A 19,179-nucleotide genomic window follows, 5' to 3' on the forward strand; every position below is an offset into this window, starting at 1 on the left:
AGCTTGCCCATGACATGCATCGCCTGCGCGCAGGGACAGCCTATGGCGTTCCTCTCGATTTCCATGCGGATGACGCCGGCAGGGACACCCTCTCGCCCTACTCTCATCTCTGCGACGTGCCGATCAATGATCTCGTCGCATTCCTTCCGAATCTGAATGATCCGCTCTGCAAGGGACCGCGCTTTCCCGATCGCCATTGGCTTCAATCTCCTTCAGTTTCTTGCGAGCTTTGGCGGCCTCTCTGAGAGCCTTGTGGATCGCCTGCTCGCGCTGCTTCTCGTGGAACGCAAAGTAGAGCTGCAAGTCACGCGGCAGTCGCAGAAACGCGGCCTTCATGTCCTTGCGCCATGAACGCGGCGGATCGACGATATCCGCGACCCGCGCATTTATCAGCGCTTCCAGGACCGGGATTGTCATCGACCAGCTTTCCGCAGCTTGTGGTGCAGATCCTGCATATCGGTATGAAACGACGTGAACTCGGCGTACTTCCGAAGGGACGTCTCGTCACTTTCAACACTCATCTGCCGAAACTCGCTGTCGACCTGATCCAGCATGTCGGCCCGTTTCTCGGGCCCAAACATCTTGAAGTCATCCAGCATCTCGGCAGTCGTTTTCTCCTGCCCCCGATTGCGAGACATGTCCCGGATGTCGTCAATGAAATTGCGGTTGTCGTTCATCACCGTCCTCGCGCTTTGTTCTGTGCCAGATAAAGCTCATATGCATCTTCCGGAGAGCCGGATGACGAAAGCCTGGCAGTCAGCGCCTGAATTGATTCCGCCGCGCGTGCCCCATTTGGAGCGGCGACGCCGGGCTTTTGCACCTTCGGAACCGGCTTGCTTTCCGGCCTCGGCAATCCCGCCTTCTTCAGTGCGTCATACTTCGCCGCTTTCAATATGATCTCGCGCCCTTCCGCCGTCGAAAGCACAGGGTGCTGCCGGACGAAGTTGTACGCTTGATTGCGGCCAATGCCGTGATCATCGAGAAACGACACCAGCGCCTTGTTCGCCTCGGCCGCCCCGGCCTTGCCAAGCACCTGCTCGAGCCGAGCATCTTCGGCTCCGACATTTGCCTGAAACTGCTGCTCCGCCTGAACAGCCTGATGCTGCTGCCATTGCGTCTGCGCGATGCTCAACGTGTTGACACGCTCCGCAATGCTCATCGCTCGCTGCACACGTTGCGGATCGTGCTGGTGCAGGATCTGAAGGGCGGCGTCCCAGTTCTCCAACGGGATCTGCGCCAACTCGGGGAAGTGATCGACCAGACTTTGCTGCGCATAGCGATTGGCGGTTTCAATCGCGGTGGAGAGCTCCTGCCGCGTGGCATCGGCCCTGCCAATCTCGGCCTCGATCGCCTGCCGGACCTGCGGATGCTTCAGAGCTTTCGCGACCTCAGGATCCAGTCCGTCAACAGACGGCTCGGTGTCGCCGGCCTCTGGCTTTCCATCGGCTTCAACCGGCTTCGCTTCTGCATCGGCCGCTTTGGCGTCGGTGGGCTTGGCTTCGGCTTTCGCCTTCTCAGCGTTCGCCTGCACCTCGCCAAGGTCCAGACCGTAATAGGTTGCAATGTCAGGATTGCCGTTGATCCGCTCGGAGCGTGCGCGATCGACTTCCGCGGCGATCTTCGCCAGCTCGGCAGCCTCGTTGGCCTCCGCTATCTCGGTTTCAACAGCTCTCAGATCAGATGCGGCTTGCTCGACGGTCTGCGCCAGGTTTTCGGGCGCACGGTTTCCCTCGGCGTCGAGCAGCACGATGTTCAGGATGTCCGGCTTCGGGTCACCCCACGTCTTCTGCGCCAAGGCGCGCAACGATTCTTCGTCCGAGGAATGCTCCCATGGGCGATCTTCGTCAGGATTGCCATCGGCCTGCACCGCGTCAGGCCGCGGGATAAAGCCCTGATCGATCTCGAGGCTATGAACCCCGAGCGTCTTTTCCGGAGAAATAAACTGGCCTGCCGCGTCGCGCGCCTGTTCACTGTCCGACATCAGATGATCCTCAAGATGTAGTTGCAGCAAATCGTCGGTTGCACGATCGCGTGCGGGAGGCTGCCACCAGCCTGGAGCGTTGCGTTTGCAACGCTGTCACCGCTCGTGATCGAAATGCCGGTCGTCGCACTATTGATGGTCGCTCCGGTGCCCCCGTTCACCGCGTTACCACCCCCACTCTGAAAAAAGTTGACGGTGTTGGCCGGCGCGTTACTGGTATGGGTGTGCCCAGGATCGGAAATGAAAACGCTGTGCCGATGCAGCGGCATTTCGTTGCTCGTCAAAAGATGATTGTCAGAGCCGCCAGCGAGGCCGAGTTGAGGACTTCCGAAATAGGTAGAACTCAAGCGACCGGCTGTCACACCACCCATGTTATCGACACCCGCCGCAACACGCCCGCGCTTGTCCGGCAGATTGAATGTGGTCGATCCGTCACCACCGCCATATGTCGTGTTAACGAGTGAAAAAAGCGTCGCATACGTAGTGCGCGAGATCGCTTGCCCTACCGGGAAAACAAACGAACTATTTGGCGCCGTGGTTCCCCAATACTCAATGCAACCGGCAAGCGGGATGCTGTACGGACTGCCAAAAAATCCATGCAGATAGAATGCACCGTCCGTGTTGTTGTAGAGTGCGAGGTAAGGCGTCCCTTGGCTCAAGGTGCCACCAGGCACCTCCACACTCGGCGCCGATCGCAAGGGCTTCGCGCCCAACCCATCGACATTCAAGGTGCAAGTCCCGGTCTGTGTCGTATGTGGTGTGAAGGCGATAAGCTGGCCGGCAAGCCGAGTGAAATTGTCAAACTGCTGATTGGACGTGACAGTGTAGGCCGTGCTCGTTCCAGCTGTGACGATCGCGCCCGCAATGTCATCACGCCACTTCGCGGTGCTGGCCATCATGGCTCGAGCACTGTCATTGATAGAGGATGGAGCCTGCCCTTCAGCCCAATTGACCGTGCTGTCCTGGCTGGCGTTCGCGGCCGCCGTCTGAGACCAAAATGCGACGCCGGTCATGCGTGCTCCATCGACTTCGGAACTACCGGATAGGTCCTGATGACGCGCTCCCCATCCACGCGCAGGGGCAACGGTTTCAGACGCCAGTGCTGCGCAGCGTTGAACGGCTCGGTGTCTTCGTTTTCTACGGGAAACCATTCCCCGCGGTCATCCGGAAATGGCCGGTAAGACAAGATCGGCACCTCGTTGTGGATGACGACAGCACCATCGGCCACCAGCGCATACTGAGTGTCAGCCACCGCAAAGCCCTCAGAGGCCAAGGCAGCGTCCGCCAGCGAGCGCATCAGCGTGCTCAGGTTGACGCCGCGGCGATCGGCCAAGGCCTTCAGCAGGTCTTCCCTGCCGTAGCGGAAGGTGATGTTGGCCATCAATAGATCTCCGTTACGCTCAGCGTCGCCGTGCTCGCCGTGATCGCGGCGACCTTCTGGCCAGGCGAGCAGATGAGGGCGAGCGGGAAGTTTGCGGGCAGCAGCGTGTCACCAGCCACTGCGGTAGGAGTGGCATCACCAATTCGGATGTTGCAGGCCGCAGTAGCGACCAGCAGCACCACCCGGGTCTGTGAGCCAAGCACGGTCGATGCCGCGCTGGTCGTCGTCACCGCGACGTTCTGGGACGCGCCTTGGCGCCCAACAGTCTCGATCGCCAACGCCGTCATGACGCCCTGCCAGCCTCAACAGCCGGCATCGGCTTGTTGATCGTCCAGCCGCGCTGCTGCATCAGCTCGAGCACGGCCACGGCTTCGGAGTGGTTCAGCCGCACCAGCGGTGAATGCGTCTGCAGCATCAGCACCAGGTCGTTCAGATCGGCATCGGAGAGCATCGAGGCATCCTTTCGCAATCAGATGCCTGCGACTGTGAGTCATTCGCTCGCTAAATGCATTGACAGTAATTACTCGAAATTCCGCTGTTTTCCGCATGTGCAGCAACACGGACGGAACACGAACGATTCAAGCTATTGATTTTATTGAATGCCGAGCGGATTTCGCATCCGTCAGGCGATTGTTTCGACCTCGATTGTCTTCGCCAACCTTGCGCGAAGATCGTCTTCGATCCAGGCGAACACCGTTTCCGCATCGATCCCTGTTGCGCCGGCAGCGTGGATCACATCGACCACGCGCCGCATGCTGCGCATCTCCTGGCTATCCAGCGGACCATTTCGCTGCTCGATCGAAACCGCGATGTCCTTCGGGATAATCGAGAACATCACGCGCAGATAAGTACTCGGGTCTTCCTTCTTGACGCGCTCCAGCACGTCACTGCCGCCGCTCGTCCAATGCTTCAGTGCATCCGCACACGCAGCATCAGCAAACTTACTACGGGCGCCCTGAGGTCTCCCGGCTGGATTGCCGCTCTGCCCTGGCTTCCACGGCTTCAGGCCACTCTTCGGGTTCTGTTTCATCACTGGCTGCACTCCCAACCGGTCAAGTGCCACCTGTGACGACCATGACGACCTTGACGGCTATTTCCCTTAATCGTCCCACCCGCGCGCGCGTGAGAAGTCGATATGTAGACCCCCGTCAAGCTTGTCACGCTTGTCATTGGCTCCATGCCCATCCTGTTAATCGCCACCATTGAAACTGGCTTTTGGCAAAAGGCTGATGCCCAGGAACTCGCGAGCCTTAGCCGTTCGGTAGAACTTGAACTTGTGCCGCAACATTTGGTCTTTGAACGATTGCTGAGTACCGGGGCCAATGCCGGCGCTCTGGGCAAACTCTCGCCACGACTTAAAGAGCTTGCCGCTGGTTTCGGATCGATCGACGTTGCCGGGATCGCAAACGCACTCCTCCGCGAGCCAGTGCGCGAATACATCCTGATCGCTGAAATATTCTTCCGTTGCGGCAAGCACGCTGGCGGGTTTCAGGAGACCGTTGGCCTGCCAGTCGAGGCAACCATCAACCATCCATTGCAGGATGGCACCGGCTTCCATGAGCAGCTTACGCTCCAACTCACGATCCGGCTTATCTGGCTTGCGCTCGAACGGCACGATCAGGAACCGGCGCCGGGCAGCTTCGTCGACGTTCCGCAACACCGGCTTGTGATTGCCGACGATGGTCAACTTGAACTGCGGAACGAACTCGAAAAAGTCCTGCCTCATAAAGCGAGCGCTGATCCGGTCGCCGCCCGTCATCTGCTTGATCCGGCTTTCCGCCCATGGCCGGCCTTCCTCGGTCTCGGAGGCTGTCACCAGTCTGGCCCCCCGAAGCATTGCGAGATCGGTCGGGTGCTTGTCCGATGACGACGCCGTGAACGTGTCCATTGCCGATGTCGTGGCGTAGTCCTTCAGGATCGCGGCAACGATATTGAGGAAAACTGACTTTCCATTGCCACCGGGCCCGTACACAAAAACCAGCGCGTGCTCGGTCGTCAGCCCGGTCAGGGAATAGCCGCACCATTGCTGCAGGAATCGGATTAGCTCGGCATCGCTTCCCGTAGTCTCGTCAAGAAACTTTAGCCACTGCGGGCAACCGGACGGCGCCGGTGCGACGCTGGTCAGCTTGGTAATCCCGTCATTCCGGCGAGGGAGTAGAAGCTTGCCCTGCCGCAGATCTATCGTTCCGCCCGGCGTGCCAAGCCGCATCGGATCCGCGTCCCAATAGCTGACGGTAACAGCGATGTCGGGATCATTCTTGGCGAACTTCTCAACGCCGGAGGCAAAGCCCACGGAGTTGATTTTTACTCGTTTGGTTGCAGGCTGGTCTTCAGCTATGCCGCGTGCGAGCTCACGCGCCCAGTGAAACGCGATGCCGGTTTGCTCTTTCGCCCATGCACGGCTGTTCCACCGAAACCATGCGCCGGTTGAGTGACAGAACCTCAGGTTCTCGCCAAAGCGTTCAACGAACTGCCGGGCGGCCGAGTCCTCGGTAACCACGTCGTTGGGCATGCTCCGCGGATAGGCTTCACGCTCCTGCCGCAGGGCCTCCTCATCCATCTCCGCCTGGTTCATGCAGCCCTCAAGAGCCAGGTTGGAAGGGGCTGGGGCTGCCCGAACGCGTCGGACATGAGGAACTGCACGAAATCGACGCCATGCGCGTCGATCAGATTGTTTGCCAGAGCGGTATCCCAGAGCGCGTCCACCGCAATGCCGTGATCCACCACGCCGCGCTGCACGATTTCGGCAAGGATCTCGGCCTGATCATGGAAGGCATTCACCTTGCCCAGGGCTACCGCGCGGCGCATTTCTCTCAATTCGCGATCGACGCGCGTCATGGCTTGCCTGCCTTTGCCGCAATTTCAGCGGCCAGCTTGAGAGGCAGGACAACCAACGGCTCTTTGCGATCGGCGCGGACAATCAAGAGGTCCCTCGCCTCGAGCCAGCGATAAAGCTCCCTAAATCCATTGGCTCGGCACTTCACCTCGGCGACGCGATCAATATTCAAAACCGGAATGGTCACGTCGCCGAGGTAAGAGCCGCCGGCAGCACCGCTCAGCGGCACCCGCTCGGCAGCAAAGCCGCGCTCCTGAAGAAATTTGACAATCGCACGTTCGGCACGATTGCCCTTGTCTCTTGACGCTCGACCACCCATCAAAGCACCTCCGGGCTGGAGATGCGGTCAAGGGCGGCACCGATCGGCGATGAGGCAATGCCGAACCTGTCACGCTTGATGGCGTGTGCGAGCTGCCGCACTGATACCCCGTATTGAAGCGCAATGCTGGCGATGATGGCGGCATCCGACATCAGCACGTCCAGCATGCTGTCCGAGCGATCGGCGTTCAGGAATATCTCGCCGATTTGGCCGTCAGGCTTGTAGCCCACCGTTACCTTGACAAGGATTCCGTCCCGATCGAATTCCTGGGTTTCGTTTGGTCGGCGGTTGGGGAGACATTCGCGAGTCATGCGGCCTCCGGATCGTCGGGACCTTGGTGGCGAGCGAGTGCCCGCTTGATCTCTTCAATCTCTTCCGGAGACTTGCCGATGAAGGCGAGCAGTCCGAGCTTTGGCGCGCTTTCGGTGCGCTCGATGTTGGCCTGCAGCTTGATCAGTGCGGCGGCCAGCGTCGAAAGCATCTTGTGTTGTTCCGCCAGCGGCGAATGCTCAATGGCAAAATCAACGTTATCGAGGACCATTTGTCTGTGGGCTTCGGGGTTCATCGCAGCGCCTCCCCGAAAGCGAGATCAGCGACCACTGCAGCGGTTGATGCCGGCAGGTCGAAAACCTGAGCGAGGAATTGCAGCCGAAGCCGGCTTGTGGCATTGTCCGGGTCGATCTTGCTAGCCGCGAGAGAGACTTCCGGAGCCCCGCTTGCCAGAGCGGGGTTTTCCATTTCGAGCAGGCGCATCAGGCGACCTCGCCAGTTGCACGCTTGTGATAGCCTTCACGGATCTTGCTCTTCAGCCCAACCCAGCGGCCACCTTGTTTGAACACGCCGTAAAGCTCGCCTTTCTCGGCGAGGTAAAAGGCGCGCCTCTCATCAATGCCGGTGAACCGGCTGATCGACTTCATCCCCTCCAGGAGATCGTCTGCGATGGTATCCATCCTATTTCCTCATGATTGCACCTAATACGCATTACGCACTTACTCGCACAAAAAAGAGAGGAACGCCTATTTCAGCTTCCCCAAATAAGTCTCCAGGCGAATGGCCATGACCATGCTGTTGGGCTTGTGATGGTGGAGGAAGTAAATCTTCTGGCTCCCTCGTGGATCAACTGCGGTCTGAGCTATGCTGCATCTGTACTCGCGGTCTTCCTTCGCGTCCCAGCTCTCACAGATCAACATCGTATCTCCATCCCCACCGATGGCCGATGAAAAGACTTTTGCATTGGCATCAAGCAGCATCATCGAGCGCAGAGCCGTAGCAATCTTTTTTAGTTCACCGATGGCAATTTGCCGCTCAGCAAAGGGCCGAATAGCACAGCCAATAATGGCCTCCTCGCGGGAGAACTGACGGTGCGTCCCGGTCCCGGCATCCTCTGTCCCGCGGTCCGCTTGAATCACACCTCGATCGGCCCAAAGCTGGAGTGACCGGCGCTTTGCGCCCGTTACTTCCACCAAACCGCCCAACGAATAGCTGTCCATCACCGTCCCTTCAAGAACGCAGTACGTATTATGTGCTTTACAACTGCCGCGGATTGGTGTCAATTGGTTTCAACGGACACCAATCATTCCGGCGGGGACAAGTCATGGCAAAGGTGCGCAAGCGGAAACTTCCCTCGGGCCTCATCCGTTGGCAGGCGGGCTATATCGACGGCGCGGGCGAGCGCCGCTTCAAGATGTTCGAGAAGAAGTCCGACGCCGAGGCGTGGCTTGTCGAAGTTCGGCATGACATGGTTCGCGGCCTGCACACGCCGGGCAGCATCTCCCCCACCATGAAGGAAGCCGCGGCGCTCTGGATCAAGCGGTGCAAGGAAAAGGGCCTGGAGCCTTCGACCGTGAAGGGCTACGAGGAGCACGTGAAGCTCCACATTGTTCCGCTCATTGGGGCGAAGAAGGCATCGGAAATGACGGTGCCGGCTATCAATGCCTATGCTGACCAGCTTCGAGCTGCCGGCACATCGGCCGAAATGATCAAGAAGGTCGTCGGCTCGGTTGGCAGCATCTTCAAAGAGCTTCGGCGCCGCGGCCTGTCGAGCACTGCCCCCACGGCTGGCGTCGATCTTGATCTGCCAGACCGGGAAGACCCGCGCCCTGATATTCCCACCAAGGTCGAGCTGCAGGCCATCATTGCAGGTGCCGTCGATCGCTGGCGGCCCGTTATGCTGGTCGCCATCTTCTGCGGCTTGCGTGCCAGTGAGCTGCGTGGCCTTTCCTGGCTGAACGTCGATTTTGCGGCCAAACAACTCAGCCTGACCCAGCGGGCAGACGCTTCCCACCGGATCGGCAACCTGAAGTCAAAGGCTGCCTATCGCACTATCCCCTGCCCGCCGATCGTGATGAACGCCCTGCGGGAATGGAAGCTTAAGTGCCCGAAGGGCGATCTGAACCTGGTTTTCCCGAACGGGGTCGGCAAGGTCGAATCCCATTCGAACATGCTCGAACGAGGCCTCCATCCGATCCTGGTAGCCAAGGGCATCACCGAAGCGGCGCCCGTGCTCGACGCCGATGGAAAGCCGACCCTCAAGAACGGCGAGCCCGTGATGGCGGAAGTGCCTAAGTACGGCTTACACACCCTGCGCCACGCCTGCGCCTCTCTGTGGATCGAGAACGGTCACAATCCGAAGCAGATCCAGCGCCTGATGGGCCATAGCTCAATCAAGGTCACTTTCGACATTTACGGGCACCTGTTCGCCGATGCCGAGGCAGACCAGCGAGCCGCCGAAACCCTTCAAAACCGATTGCTTGGCAGCTGACGGCAACGCCAGCGGAACACGGAGGAGCTAAGTCGTTGATTAGATTCACAATCCAAAAGGTTTCTACTCCGCGGGTTGCAGGTTCGAATCCTGCCGGGATCGCCAGCCATTTCAACACGATACGTGTTCGGCTCAACGAAATCCCGCGTCTCATCGCGTGCTAAAAAAACCTTCAATTTCTTGCTTTCCCGTTTGGTCCCGCTGAGTCGATAGTACACGGATTGTACACGCCACTTCCGCATTTGCTCTGCCGCGCGATGGACGAACGGCCCCGGCGCGGTCGGCGCGCCAGGGTCGCATTCCAACTCCCGCAGTCGGGGGGCAGGAGTGACAACGGGAGCACTAGGAGTGACTCTCGACGTTGCCACTTGTTCCGGCCCTTCGCTGCCCGCGCCGAGCCATTAGGGGTTACTCCGGAGACGCTCGCCGAGCCTTCTCCGCACCATGGCCGGCGACGCAATCGACAAGATGGCCGACAACACTGTCAGCTCAGATGAGCAAGCCAGCCGCAAGCGGCAACTCGTCAAAGGACCCGAGGAATTCCAGAAGGTGCGACGCGACCGCAACCGGAAATGAACCGACCGAGGCCACCAGAGATCGAAGGGATAATAAATGGCTGCTGTTTCACTTCTGATCGGTATTTTGATCATCGCTGTGGTGGGAGCAATCTGCTTTTGGGTGATCGACAGATTTGCGCCTGACGGTCGACTGGCACAATTGCTAAAGCTCTTAGTCGTGCTTGGGCGCGATTGTCCAACGGCTACTGGCGCTGACCCACTAGCCCACCCTAGTTGCTTACCTAGACCGAGCGGAACGGCGCGTCCCCTTTAAGGGATCGAAATCCCTCTCCGCGCGTTGAGTATTGAGCCCAAGTGGGAGGTCAATAATGATCAACCGAGAGCGGCACACAACTGCGGAGCGCGAAGCCCACAAGATATTCAAAGCGGTCAAGGCGAAGGAAGCCATGACCGATTACGCCAAAGAGCAAAAAGCGCTCCACGATAATCGAGAGCGCCTAAAGACAGAACGGCTGGCGCGGGAAGCTGAAGCGGCCAACCGTACAAAAGCAGGTTGAGCGTCCAGCTGGGACACTGGGGGATCAAGTTTTTGGCCTCTCCGTGGAGGGCGACATGGCCCTGCACTTCCGCCAAGTCGATGCTGAACTGGAGATATGGATCGCGGGCAGCGACGACTATTCATTCGTCATCAGCAACGAGAGCCGGAGTGGTCCTGGCCTGCATGGCGAGCCGGGTTTTGTCGCCTCATATCGCCCCGACTTTCTGAATATGCCCGCCGCTCAAGTGTCCGGCTCGCCCTTTAGCACGTTCGCTGAAGCCGAGCGGGCCTGCGGTGCATTCTTGGGTCGCCTCATCATTAGGGGATGACTGCCGTTATCCGCCTTCCACCGCAAAAATCACTGGATGCAGGCCGCTTGGGCCTCACTTCCCTGCCCGCGCAGGTTGCGATACGCTGCACCCTTTCTTTTGGGGCCATTTTAATGGAACGCTCAATTTGGGTAATTGCAGCCCTTAGTTTGGAAGAGAGCCATTCCGATTAGCTTTTGACTCGTATCGAAAGCGAGGCGCTGAAGGGAAAGGCGTCCGTTGCGCCGCCATCGCCCATGTGCTGCTCGGGACATCCCGAACTTTTGAGTTCTCCGCAGAGTATTCGGTCGAGCCTACCCGCGTCAGACCGCCCCGACCGTATTCTTACGGACCCGCAACTGGCAGGCAACTTGCGATGTGTGCTTCGATCGTTCGGCGCCAGCTGTTCTCGGTGTGCCGCTGGCCACTTGCTCGCGCCACCGCTAAGCTGCGGTATGGAACGCCTTGTATTTTAAAGCTTCTGGCAGAATTTTCATGAATGGAATTGCAGTGGCGCACGCCCGCGCGGAGCACAGCGGATACGACCGCGCGTTAGCCATTGCCTGCCTGATCGTTCTGAGCCTCACTCTCCTCTTGTTTGTACCGAAAACCGTTGACGGCAGTGGCGCGACAGGGATCGACTTTTCGTGCTTCTGGAGCGCGGGGACCATGGCCCTCGATGGCCACGCGGCCGCCGCCTACGATTGGCAGCAGCTGCGGCAACTGATCCTCCGGGTTCATCCGATCGTGAACCAGGCTCCGTATCCCCTCGATCAGAATCCTGTCCCGTTCTTCTACCCGCCGGTGTTTCTCTTTGTGGCAGCGCTGGTGGCGCTGCTGCCGTTTCCGACTGCGTTCTGGATCTGGAGCTCGGCAAAGCTGCTGTGCTGGGCGCTCGTTACTTTCGCCATCCGGCCACGCTTCGCCGCGGTGCTGCTGGCATTCGCTACGCCGCCCGTCCTGTACGATTTCATCGTCGGCCAAAGCTCACTGCCCGCGGCATCCCTGCTTGGCGTCATCCTGCTGACGCTGGACAGGCGCCCGATCATCAGCGGCTTGCTGATCGCGCTGCTGATCTTCAAGCCGCAATATGGCGTCCTGCTTCCCCTCGTGCTGATAGCCACTGGGCGCTGGCGCGTCTTCATCACGGCCAGCTTGGCCATACCGATCCTCATGCTGCTTACCGGGTTGACCTTCGGCTGGGACACCTTTGAGGGATTCCGCGCGGCGGCAACCTTCGCGACGACGCAGTTTCACCTCACTGGCGGGCTGGCCTGGTACAAGCTGCAGAGCATTTACGGCGCGCTTCGGTTTGCCGGCGTTGGTTACGAAATGGCCATGGCATTGCACATCGCCGTTGCCGGCGCAGTCGCGATCTGGGTGCTGATCATGTGGCGCCGCAACGTCAGCTTCGCCATCAAGGCCGCGAGCCTGCTCGGCGGAACGCTGCTCGTCTCTCCCTACTTCGCGATCTACGACACGGCGCTGCTGACTGTCGCCCTCGTCTTTCTCATGAACGTGCCGGCGGCCGAACAGGGCTCGCTTCTCTCGAAGCGCTCCGCACTCCGGATCGGGTACGGCGTGCTTGTCCTGTTGGGGTTTGCCTACCCGATCGCACTTGCGCCCGTTGGTCCGTTGATGTGCGCGACAATCATCGCGATCATCTGGACGCAATGCCGGCAACCGGCGATGTCGCTGCAGTCCGGGGACGCGCGCCGATGAGGCAACTGCTGGACTGGGACGTTTCTGCGGGAGACGATCCGGCGCAAGCGTTGGCTTGCGCTGTCCTGCTCGGCATGACGATCGTTGCTGCGGTGCTGATGTTCGTCAGTGGCGGAAGCAACGCCGGGATCGACTTTTCATGTTTTTGGGGCGCGGGCACGATGGCACTCGAAGGCCACGCGGCGACCGCCTACGATTGGCAGCAACTGCATCAGCAACTTGCTCTGCGGATGCAGCCGATGGATCACGCGCCCTATCCTTACGATGAAATTCCCGTGCCGTTTTTTTATCCGCCGGTGTTTTTCCTGGTTGTAGCACCCCTGGCGCTGTTGCCGTTCCCGATAGCATTCGCGGTTTGGATTGCGGCAAAGCTGCTCTGTTGGATTCTCGTGGTGCATGCGATCCGGCCGCGCTCCGCTGCACTGCTGCTGGCACTCGCCGCTCCGCCCGTCTTCTACGATTTCATTGCCGGTCAAAGCTCTCTGCTGGCGGCTTCGCTGCTCGGCGGAGTTCTCCTGACACTGGATCGGCGCCCGCTCCTCAGCGGCTTCTTGCTCGGGCTGCTGATCTTCAAGCCTCAATACGGAGTTCTTCTCCCCTTTGTGTTGATCGCGACCAAGCGCTGGAGTGTCTTCATCACGGCATCTCTGGTGGTGCCGGCGCTCCTGCTCATCAGCGGAATTATCTTCGGCTGGGATACATTCGAGGGGTTTCGTGCGGCGGCAACGTTCGCGACGACGCAATTTCACCTCAGTGGGGCGCTGCCCTGGCCTAAATTGCAGAGTGTCTATGGTCTTCTTCGGTATGCCGGGTTTGGTTACGGATTGGCCATGACGTTGCACGTGGCCACCGCGCTGGCAGCCGCGGTTTGGGTGCTGATCATATGGCGCCGCAAGGTCAGCTTTTCTGTCCAGGCCGCAAGCCTGCTTGCGGTGACGCCTCTCATTTCTCCTTACTTCGCCATCTACGATATGCCGATCCTGGCGATCGCGTTGGTCTTTCTCATGAACGCAACCATGGACGACCAGATCTCGCCGCCTTCGAACCGACGCACCTTCCGGATCGGCGTCAGTGTCATATTCGTCTTGGGATACGCCTTCCCGTTCGTGTTCGTGCCCGTTGGTCCGTTCATGTGCGCTGCCGTGATCGTGATCATCTTGATGAGATACCGGCAGCCGAAGGCTGCAATGCCTCCTTTCCCGCAACGGGCATGACATGTTGTGCTGCGAGATCACCGGCCAGAACCGCCACCCACCTCCCCCTCGATGAAACCATTTTCCGCAAGCCGCGAAGCCGGCCGGAAACAAACCCGGCCTAGCATCCCAGCATTGGACCAAGGGGATTCGGTCATGTGGGATTTCATCAACGAGTTGTATCGGGATTTTTGCCTGGCTCGCTTGCAGGAGATGCGGAAGCTCGAGCACCACAGCTGAAATCGGGCGGAGCGTGGACAGCGACCAGACCTTGGCCGGCGTCATCCTAAGCCCCGTATGATTACGGTGGCTTCGAACCTTGGCGCCAGTCTTGCAGACAGACAATCACTGGGATTGCGGGCCCAGATTGGAACAGGGCGCCGCCGGGACAATGAATTTCGAGCCCGGCGGCGTAGTTTCGCAGGACAGGCTGAGCGTCGTGGATCCGAACGGTCTGGCGTCCGCGCCAGGGCCGCTTGTTGTGCTTTTTCTTGCTGCCTCTGCCGCGCCGATACCGGCCTTGCCTGAGCAGGCTGCTTCGACGTCGCCGTCCTGCGACGCGTCTTGCGTTCGCGTCTTGGGTCGCTCGCATACGTTTCCATCCCGCTGCGGCAGCCCCCAATCTCTAAGGCTCTCTTAACCACAAGCGAAGGCCGCATCAGAGGTCTTGGGCCGATTGCGCGTCCATTCGCGTTGTACAGCACCATACGTCCAACGAACCATCCGATCGTCTCTGCCGCATGTGCTGCGGCAGTTCTTGTCACGCCCGTCGGACCGGCCGACGCGCAGCAGGTGGAGGCCGGGACGCTTGAGTGTCGCGGTGGCCCCGATACCGGGTTCATTTTAGGCCCGGTGACCAATCTCGACTGCGTGTTGCATGTCGATAGCGCGACGGACCGTCGCTACGTCGCGGCCATCCGCAACCTCGACGCTTTCATCGGCGATCAAGACGTCTCCGTGACCTGGAAGGTGATGGCGTCGGTGCCGTGGCTCGGACGCGACGATCTTGCCGGTGGTTACACCCACGCCGACGATGCCGGCGTCAACGTGCTGATCGGCGGATCGAATGCTCCGATCACATTGCGTCCGCCGACTGAGCAGGACGCTCCCTCTCCGTCCGTGAAAATCCAGAACCTCGAACTTCGGCCGGTCGATCCCTGACCTGAGCGCAGCCTGGCGGGAAGCCCGTCGTCGCTAAAATGCACAACGCCGCCCGCTTGAAATACATGCGGACGGCGTTGGCCCTAGCCCCAGGAAGGTGATGCAAAATCCTGACAGCTCCAAGTCTGCACACTTCGTGCCAACGGCGCATGTCCCAAATTGGCTATCACGGAGGCGGCCTGCCCGCATTGGAACTCGTCGGCCCCACAATGAAGCGTGGCGAGGCACCTCGTCGCAAGCGGACCGCGAGCACAACCTGGCGTCAGGTTGCCCGGAATTGCAGCTTGATCAACATCCAATGGAGCGGCCGGATCGGTGCGCGTTCTGCGCATGTGAGAGGGTTCACAAGGGCTTCGCGAGCCGAGTGCTACACTGCGAGAATTCTTACAGACATTATTTGCTGACGAATTTCATGACGAAGCTTTTGACGGTCACCGTAGCGGTGTTTGCTGTGCTGACGATGGTGCGGAGCCAGCCCAGTGCATTCGTTCCGCTCCCGACAAAGCCGATGCCTGGTGTTCTCGTTCCATGATGTCATGAGCAACGCCGAACAAGCATTCTGCTTTATGCTGCTGTCCAGCTGCCTTGGCGCTTGTCTCGTCTCGGCCTTCCATGAGATCGAGCAATGGCGAGATCGTCAGCGTCAACGAACCGACCTTGTGCGCAACGCAATGAGGTTCGTCGTGCCGCAATCAAAGAGACGCAGATGAATACACAACGCCGCCCGCTTGAAATGCTTCGGAAGGCGTCGGCTCTAGCCCCAGGTGGTGCAACATCCTGATGATCCGAAGTCTGCACACCTTGTGCCAGCGATCATGGCCCATATGGGCTATTCGGCTGGAGCGAAACGAAGATAGGTTAAGCGCCGAGGCGCCGGTGACGGTGCCTCACGACCAAAGTGTCAACTTGGCCTCAGCGTGGCCCACGCGCTGGGGCCTTTCTTTTGGTGTTCACGGTCTGCTCTGAAATCGCCTCTTGTTCTTATCATTCAGCGCACGAAACGCTTCCGTAGTTCTCCGTGCGTGAACAAAGTTCCGCCCCGATTGCACACGACGCGCTTGGTAATTTCTTAATCCGGAATTGCTTCCTCAAGCAGATTGCAAACGTTCGCGCTGCTCGTCGGTATTTCAGGAGCACTATGGAAGATTCCGTCCAAGTCCGTTGCACACGCTGCAAGAACGTCTTTCGCGACCGAGCCAAGCGGCTGCAAAACGGGTATTCGCGCCAGTGCCCGAGCTGCGAGATCGTCCTCTTCTTCGACGAGGACTCGCACGATCCAAGCATCAAGCGCGCGATGCGAACGGCGCGGCGTGCACGGAAGGAAATGCGTGAGAGCGAAGGTGTGAGCGCGCGAAAGGCTGCCGCCGTTCCCCGGCAGTACGGCGGCCGCTCGGCATCGAGCTCACGGAGGACTGAAGCCGAGGACGACGATTGAGTTCGGCGCAGGCGGCTGCGCGACTAACCACCCAAGCCAACATAGGACGAGGCGCGGTCAAGCCATTGCCGTGTCGCCTCGTCACTCCAGCCGGGAACGGCGAAGCGCGACGGCGGCGTCACAGCCGCGGGCGCGCGAACGGCTCCGGGTTGGCGTGCGTGGGAGTGGCGCAGCGGTGCGGCGCTCGCAGACACGCACAGGATGACCAGCAGACCTGGTGCCAAGACAAAACGCATCGCATTTGCTCCGGATCACTATCGCGATCGCGCCGACCGACCTGTCACCTCACCCGCTTGCTCGGCCGATGCACCATCGCCGCTTGAACGCTTGCATCAGGCTCGCCGGCATCGTCGCGCGCGGTCGCTTCAACGTCACGTCGTCCTCCCGTCGCCGCGGATCAAGACCGCTGCTTTGCTTCGACGTAGCGTTTGAAATTATCCAGGATCGCCTGCCAGCCGCCGCGCTGCTGCTCGACCGAATGGGTGTCCTCGCCGTCGAAGCTGACTTGCACTTTGACGCCGCCGGCCTCCGGCGTGAATGCAACCTGCGCGGTGCGGTCGCCGAATGCATATTCGAGCAACCGGGGCTCCTCAACCTTGGTGTAGGTGCCGGCGAAATCGAACCCCATGCTGCCGTCCTTGGCTTCCATCCGCGACGAGAAGGTGCCGCCGGCGCGCAGGTCGACGGTCGCGGCCGTGGTGTGCCAATCCTCGGAGGCCGCATTCCACTGCTTGATGTCGTCGGGCGTGGTGTAGGCGCGCCAGACATCCGCAATCGGCGCGGCAACGGTGGTTTCGACGGCAATCCTCATGTGCATTCCTTCGTCGTTATGGCGTGAAGCGGATGCTCCCATCGCGCCCCGCCTGGGGCGCCTCGGCGCTGGTCATTCTACTAGGGCCATTCGCCCTGATCCACAAATGGCTCCGTCAGATGCCGTCGCCTGCTGTGTGGCCGGCACAAGAATTTCGTCAGGATTGGCCGTGTATGGAAGATGGGTCCAACGCCCGGAGAGGACGCCATGCGGAACCTGAACACTGTCCTGAGCAAGCTGAACGACCGCCTGCTGCGGCTGGAGGGCGAGCTGTTCGTGTTGCGATCGATCGCCCGGGCCGCCCTCACCGCCGGCGACGAGTCCGCCGTCCGCACCCGCAAACTGCTCGAAGGCGCCAAGCTCGCGCTATCAGACGAAGCCGAACGGCCGCTGGACGCCGCGACCGAAAAATACGTCGCCGCCGCGATCGCGATGGTCGAGGAACTGCTCGAGAATCCCCGCGAGGCAGCACCGCTGTTCAGGGTCATCGACGGCGGCAAGCGAGACGACTAGCGCGCCGCCAAAAGTTACGCGCCGAGTCTAGCCTGCGCCCTGCACGGCCGCGTCATATGCCTCGATCGTCACCTTTGCCCTGACGGCGATATCCGCGACCGTCATGCCCGGCTTGTAGAGGCTGCTGCCGAGCCCGAAGGCACGAATGCCTGCCTTCACGTACTCGGCGAAATTCTGGTCCGAGACACCGCCGACGGCGGCGATCATCACATCCGGCGGCAGCACGGCGCGGATCGCAGTGATGCCGGCTGCGCCGAGCACACTCGCCGGAAAGAATTTCAGGCTCGATGCGCCGGCGCGTGCGGCGAGCAGGGCTTCGGTCGGCGAGAACACGCCCGGCATCGTGACCATCGCGTGATCCCGGGCGCGGGCCAGCACGTCGACATCGACATTGGGCGACACCATGAGGCGGCCGCCGGCGTCATGGAGACGATCGACATCGGCCGCTGATAGCACGGTGCCCGCACCGATCAGCACGTCGGCAGGTGCGCGCTTCGCCGCGATCTCGATCGAACGGAACGGCTCGGGCGAGTTCAGCGGAATCTCGATCGCCGTCATGCCGGCATCGATCAGCGCGCTCACAATGCCACTGGTTTCGTCGGGCTTGACGCCGCGCAGGATCGCGACCAACGGACGCTTCATCGGCGGAAATGGAATGCTCATGCGTTGGATCCCTCAATTGTTCCAGATCGCCGCCGCGGCGCTGGCGAGGCCACGGCGAGCCGCCTCCTCCGCATCCACGACATTGAGCGGAATCGAAAGGCGTTCGAGCGCCATTTGATAGAGCCGCTGCAGCCGGCCTGACGCAATCAGCGTAACCGGCACTGCTCGCTCCCGCTCGGCAAGGCCCGCGGCCAGCTCGACGCCAATCAATGTGCCCGAGATCGTCTCACGCGCGGCCTGCGCGCTGCCGCCGAACAGCAGCTGCCGCGATCGCACACGAAACAGCAGATTGGCTGAGTGCGCCGGCGCGGCATACGCCTCGGCGACGGCCGCGCGGAACGCATCACCATCGACCGCCTCCTCCGCGCCGGCAACGGCGTGCGACAGGATGGTGTCGTGCGCGACCGCACTGAACAGCTCTCCGGTCATGAAGGTCGCAAAGCGCTCGACCGTGCCGCCACGCACCCGCACCCATTTGGAATGCGTTCCCGGCATGCAGACATCGGCCGCATGTGCCGGGTCCAGACCGAGCGCGCCGAGCAGCTGGGTCTCCTCGCCACGCATCACGTCGGGTGCCGCGGCATCGCGCTGTGCAATCCCGGGCAGGATGCGGATATCGCGCGGCTGCCCGCCGACCACGACGGCGCCTTTGAGGATGTCGGAGAGATGCGCGGGCGTATCGACATAGCCGGCCTCGACCCAGCCCTGCCGCGCACCCGCCATGCCGCAGATCACGACCGGCAAATCGGCCGCGACACCCAGCTCGTCGAGATGCGATTGCAGCACGCCCGCAAAGCCGGTCCTGGCGGCCGCGGTCATGCCTTGGTCGCTGCGGCGTTCGCCGTGCACCTGGCCGCCGGCGCTCATCAGCCAGAGCCGGAAGCTGCTGGTGCCCCAATCGACCGCGACATAGGAGGGACCGCTCATCGCGCTGTTCCACGCCCTCAGTTTCCGGCCCGATGACGGCGCCGCTACGAGACGCGATAAAGGCGTTCATTGCGCCGCGCAAGGCGGCCGTTGGCGTGGCGCCACGGGCCAA

27 protein-coding genes are annotated in these 19,179 nt (G+C 60.7%); 8 read left to right on the forward strand and 19 right to left on the reverse strand.

Annotated features, from left to right (window positions below; all coding sequences use genetic code 11):
* Nucleotides 1–123 precede the first annotated feature (123 nt).
* The 16 genes from H8A95_RS05125 to H8A95_RS05200 all read right to left on the reverse strand — a co-directional run bounded on the left by H8A95_RS05125 (nucleotide 124) and on the right by H8A95_RS05200 (nucleotide 8,007).
* The gene (locus H8A95_RS05125; RefSeq protein ID WP_229182209.1) at nucleotides 124–417 is read right to left on the reverse strand and encodes a hypothetical protein; all 294 of its coding nucleotides are present in this window, start codon (nucleotides 415–417) and stop codon (nucleotides 124–126) included.
* Complete coding sequence (locus H8A95_RS05130; protein WP_229182210.1) at nucleotides 414–677, reverse strand: hypothetical protein; 264 nt, start codon at nucleotides 675–677, stop codon at nucleotides 414–416. Before H8A95_RS05130 ends, H8A95_RS05125 begins: the two co-directional genes overlap by 4 nt.
* Nucleotides 677–1,981, reverse strand: a complete 1,305-nt coding sequence (locus tag H8A95_RS05135; RefSeq protein ID WP_229182211.1) for a hypothetical protein — start codon at nucleotides 1,979–1,981, stop codon at nucleotides 677–679. Before H8A95_RS05135 ends, H8A95_RS05130 begins: the two co-directional genes overlap by 1 nt.
* Nucleotides 1,981–2,994 (reverse strand): phage tail protein, encoded by a 1,014-nt coding sequence (locus H8A95_RS05140; RefSeq protein ID WP_229182212.1) that lies wholly within the window; start codon nucleotides 2,992–2,994, stop codon nucleotides 1,981–1,983. Before H8A95_RS05140 ends, H8A95_RS05135 begins: the two co-directional genes overlap by 1 nt.
* Nucleotides 2,991–3,362 (reverse strand): hypothetical protein, encoded by a 372-nt coding sequence (locus tag H8A95_RS05145; protein WP_229182213.1) that lies wholly within the window; start codon nucleotides 3,360–3,362, stop codon nucleotides 2,991–2,993. The genes H8A95_RS05140 and H8A95_RS05145 overlap by 4 nt, the downstream gene beginning before the upstream one ends.
* Entirely contained in the window at nucleotides 3,362–3,649 is a 288-nt protein-coding gene (locus H8A95_RS05150; RefSeq protein WP_229182214.1) for a hypothetical protein, read from the reverse strand. The genes H8A95_RS05145 and H8A95_RS05150 overlap by 1 nt, the downstream gene beginning before the upstream one ends.
* Complete coding sequence (locus H8A95_RS05155) at nucleotides 3,646–3,813, reverse strand: hypothetical protein (RefSeq protein WP_229182215.1); 168 nt, start codon at nucleotides 3,811–3,813, stop codon at nucleotides 3,646–3,648. Before H8A95_RS05155 ends, H8A95_RS05150 begins: the two co-directional genes overlap by 4 nt.
* 171 nt (nucleotides 3,814–3,984) lie before the next feature.
* Nucleotides 3,985–4,392, reverse strand: coding sequence for a DUF5681 domain-containing protein (locus H8A95_RS05160; RefSeq protein ID WP_229182216.1), 408 nt, complete (start codon nucleotides 4,390–4,392; stop codon nucleotides 3,985–3,987).
* A gap of 159 nt (nucleotides 4,393–4,551) precedes the next feature.
* On the reverse strand, nucleotides 4,552–5,937 hold the full coding sequence (locus H8A95_RS05165; protein ID WP_229182217.1) for a phage/plasmid primase, P4 family: 1,386 nt from the start codon (nucleotides 5,935–5,937) through the stop codon (nucleotides 4,552–4,554).
* Nucleotides 5,934–6,200, reverse strand: a complete 267-nt coding sequence (locus H8A95_RS05170; RefSeq protein ID WP_229182218.1) for a hypothetical protein — start codon at nucleotides 6,198–6,200, stop codon at nucleotides 5,934–5,936. Before H8A95_RS05170 ends, H8A95_RS05165 begins: the two co-directional genes overlap by 4 nt.
* The gene (locus tag H8A95_RS05175) at nucleotides 6,197–6,517 is read right to left on the reverse strand and encodes a putative PDDEXK endonuclease (RefSeq protein ID WP_229182219.1); all 321 of its coding nucleotides are present in this window, start codon (nucleotides 6,515–6,517) and stop codon (nucleotides 6,197–6,199) included. Before H8A95_RS05175 ends, H8A95_RS05170 begins: the two co-directional genes overlap by 4 nt.
* Nucleotides 6,517–6,828, reverse strand: coding sequence for a TSCPD domain-containing protein (locus H8A95_RS05180; protein ID WP_229182220.1), 312 nt, complete (start codon nucleotides 6,826–6,828; stop codon nucleotides 6,517–6,519). The genes H8A95_RS05175 and H8A95_RS05180 overlap by 1 nt, the downstream gene beginning before the upstream one ends.
* Nucleotides 6,825–7,082 (reverse strand): hypothetical protein, encoded by a 258-nt coding sequence (locus H8A95_RS05185; RefSeq protein ID WP_229182221.1) that lies wholly within the window; start codon nucleotides 7,080–7,082, stop codon nucleotides 6,825–6,827. Before H8A95_RS05185 ends, H8A95_RS05180 begins: the two co-directional genes overlap by 4 nt.
* Nucleotides 7,079–7,270: a hypothetical protein gene (locus H8A95_RS05190; RefSeq protein WP_229182222.1), complete on the reverse strand. Its 192-nt coding sequence runs from the start codon at nucleotides 7,268–7,270 to the stop codon at nucleotides 7,079–7,081. Before H8A95_RS05190 ends, H8A95_RS05185 begins: the two co-directional genes overlap by 4 nt.
* The gene (locus tag H8A95_RS05195) at nucleotides 7,270–7,467 is read right to left on the reverse strand and encodes a hypothetical protein (RefSeq protein ID WP_229182223.1); all 198 of its coding nucleotides are present in this window, start codon (nucleotides 7,465–7,467) and stop codon (nucleotides 7,270–7,272) included. Before H8A95_RS05195 ends, H8A95_RS05190 begins: the two co-directional genes overlap by 1 nt.
* A 66-nt stretch (nucleotides 7,468–7,533) precedes the next feature.
* Nucleotides 7,534–8,007 carry a hypothetical protein gene (locus H8A95_RS05200; protein WP_229182224.1) on the reverse strand — a complete coding sequence of 158 codons (474 nt, stop codon included), beginning with the start codon at nucleotides 8,005–8,007 and terminating at the stop codon, nucleotides 7,534–7,536.
* A 104-nt stretch (nucleotides 8,008–8,111) separates the two neighbouring features.
* Here H8A95_RS05200 and H8A95_RS05205 point away from each other — a divergent pair, with 104 nt between their 5' ends.
* From H8A95_RS05205 to H8A95_RS05230, 7 genes are all read left to right on the forward strand, one after another.
* Nucleotides 8,112–9,278 carry a tyrosine-type recombinase/integrase gene (locus tag H8A95_RS05205; protein ID WP_229182225.1) on the forward strand — a complete coding sequence of 389 codons (1,167 nt, stop codon included), beginning with the start codon at nucleotides 8,112–8,114 and terminating at the stop codon, nucleotides 9,276–9,278.
* A 444-nt stretch (nucleotides 9,279–9,722) separates the two neighbouring features.
* Nucleotides 9,723–9,854, forward strand: coding sequence for a hypothetical protein (locus H8A95_RS43710; protein WP_274617382.1), 132 nt, complete (start codon nucleotides 9,723–9,725; stop codon nucleotides 9,852–9,854).
* Between the two features lie 310 nt (nucleotides 9,855–10,164).
* Nucleotides 10,165–10,353 carry a hypothetical protein gene (locus H8A95_RS05210; RefSeq protein WP_229182226.1) on the forward strand — a complete coding sequence of 63 codons (189 nt, stop codon included), beginning with the start codon at nucleotides 10,165–10,167 and terminating at the stop codon, nucleotides 10,351–10,353.
* A gap of 55 nt (nucleotides 10,354–10,408) precedes the next feature.
* Nucleotides 10,409–10,663 carry a hypothetical protein gene (locus H8A95_RS05215; RefSeq protein ID WP_229182227.1) on the forward strand — a complete coding sequence of 85 codons (255 nt, stop codon included), beginning with the start codon at nucleotides 10,409–10,411 and terminating at the stop codon, nucleotides 10,661–10,663.
* A gap of 474 nt (nucleotides 10,664–11,137) precedes the next feature.
* On the forward strand, nucleotides 11,138–12,364 hold the full coding sequence (locus H8A95_RS05220) for a glycosyltransferase family 87 protein (protein ID WP_229182228.1): 1,227 nt from the start codon (nucleotides 11,138–11,140) through the stop codon (nucleotides 12,362–12,364).
* A complete protein-coding gene (locus H8A95_RS05225) occupies nucleotides 12,361–13,578 on the forward strand; it encodes a glycosyltransferase family 87 protein (RefSeq protein ID WP_229182229.1) in 1,218 nt (405 codons plus the stop codon). The genes H8A95_RS05220 and H8A95_RS05225 overlap by 4 nt, the downstream gene beginning before the upstream one ends.
* A 543-nt stretch (nucleotides 13,579–14,121) precedes the next feature.
* Nucleotides 14,122–14,718 carry a DUF992 domain-containing protein gene (locus H8A95_RS05230; RefSeq protein WP_229182230.1) on the forward strand — a complete coding sequence of 199 codons (597 nt, stop codon included), beginning with the start codon at nucleotides 14,122–14,124 and terminating at the stop codon, nucleotides 14,716–14,718.
* Nucleotides 14,719–16,550: 1,832 nt separating this feature from the next.
* Here the strand turns inward: H8A95_RS05230 and H8A95_RS05235 are convergent.
* The gene (locus tag H8A95_RS05235; protein WP_229182231.1) at nucleotides 16,551–16,964 is read right to left on the reverse strand and encodes an SRPBCC family protein; all 414 of its coding nucleotides are present in this window, start codon (nucleotides 16,962–16,964) and stop codon (nucleotides 16,551–16,553) included.
* Between the two features lie 207 nt (nucleotides 16,965–17,171).
* Here H8A95_RS05235 and H8A95_RS05240 point away from each other — a divergent pair, with 207 nt between their 5' ends.
* Nucleotides 17,172–17,477, forward strand: coding sequence for a hypothetical protein (locus tag H8A95_RS05240; RefSeq protein ID WP_163150412.1), 306 nt, complete (start codon nucleotides 17,172–17,174; stop codon nucleotides 17,475–17,477).
* Nucleotides 17,478–17,504: 27 nt separating this feature from the next.
* Here the strand turns inward: H8A95_RS05240 and H8A95_RS05245 are convergent, their stop codons facing one another.
* Together H8A95_RS05245 and H8A95_RS05250 are read right to left on the reverse strand one after the other, a co-directional pair.
* Nucleotides 17,505–18,140, reverse strand: a complete 636-nt coding sequence (locus H8A95_RS05245; RefSeq protein WP_229182232.1) for a 2-dehydro-3-deoxy-6-phosphogalactonate aldolase — start codon at nucleotides 18,138–18,140, stop codon at nucleotides 17,505–17,507.
* A 12-nt stretch (nucleotides 18,141–18,152) separates the two neighbouring features.
* Nucleotides 18,153–19,067 (reverse strand): 2-dehydro-3-deoxygalactonokinase, encoded by a 915-nt coding sequence (locus H8A95_RS05250; RefSeq protein WP_229182233.1) that lies wholly within the window; start codon nucleotides 19,065–19,067, stop codon nucleotides 18,153–18,155.
* Nucleotides 19,068–19,179: the final 112 nt, after the last annotated feature.

This window comes from Bradyrhizobium oropedii (genome assembly GCF_020889685.1).
GTDB classification, from domain to species: domain Bacteria; phylum Pseudomonadota; class Alphaproteobacteria; order Rhizobiales; family Xanthobacteraceae; genus Bradyrhizobium; species Bradyrhizobium oropedii.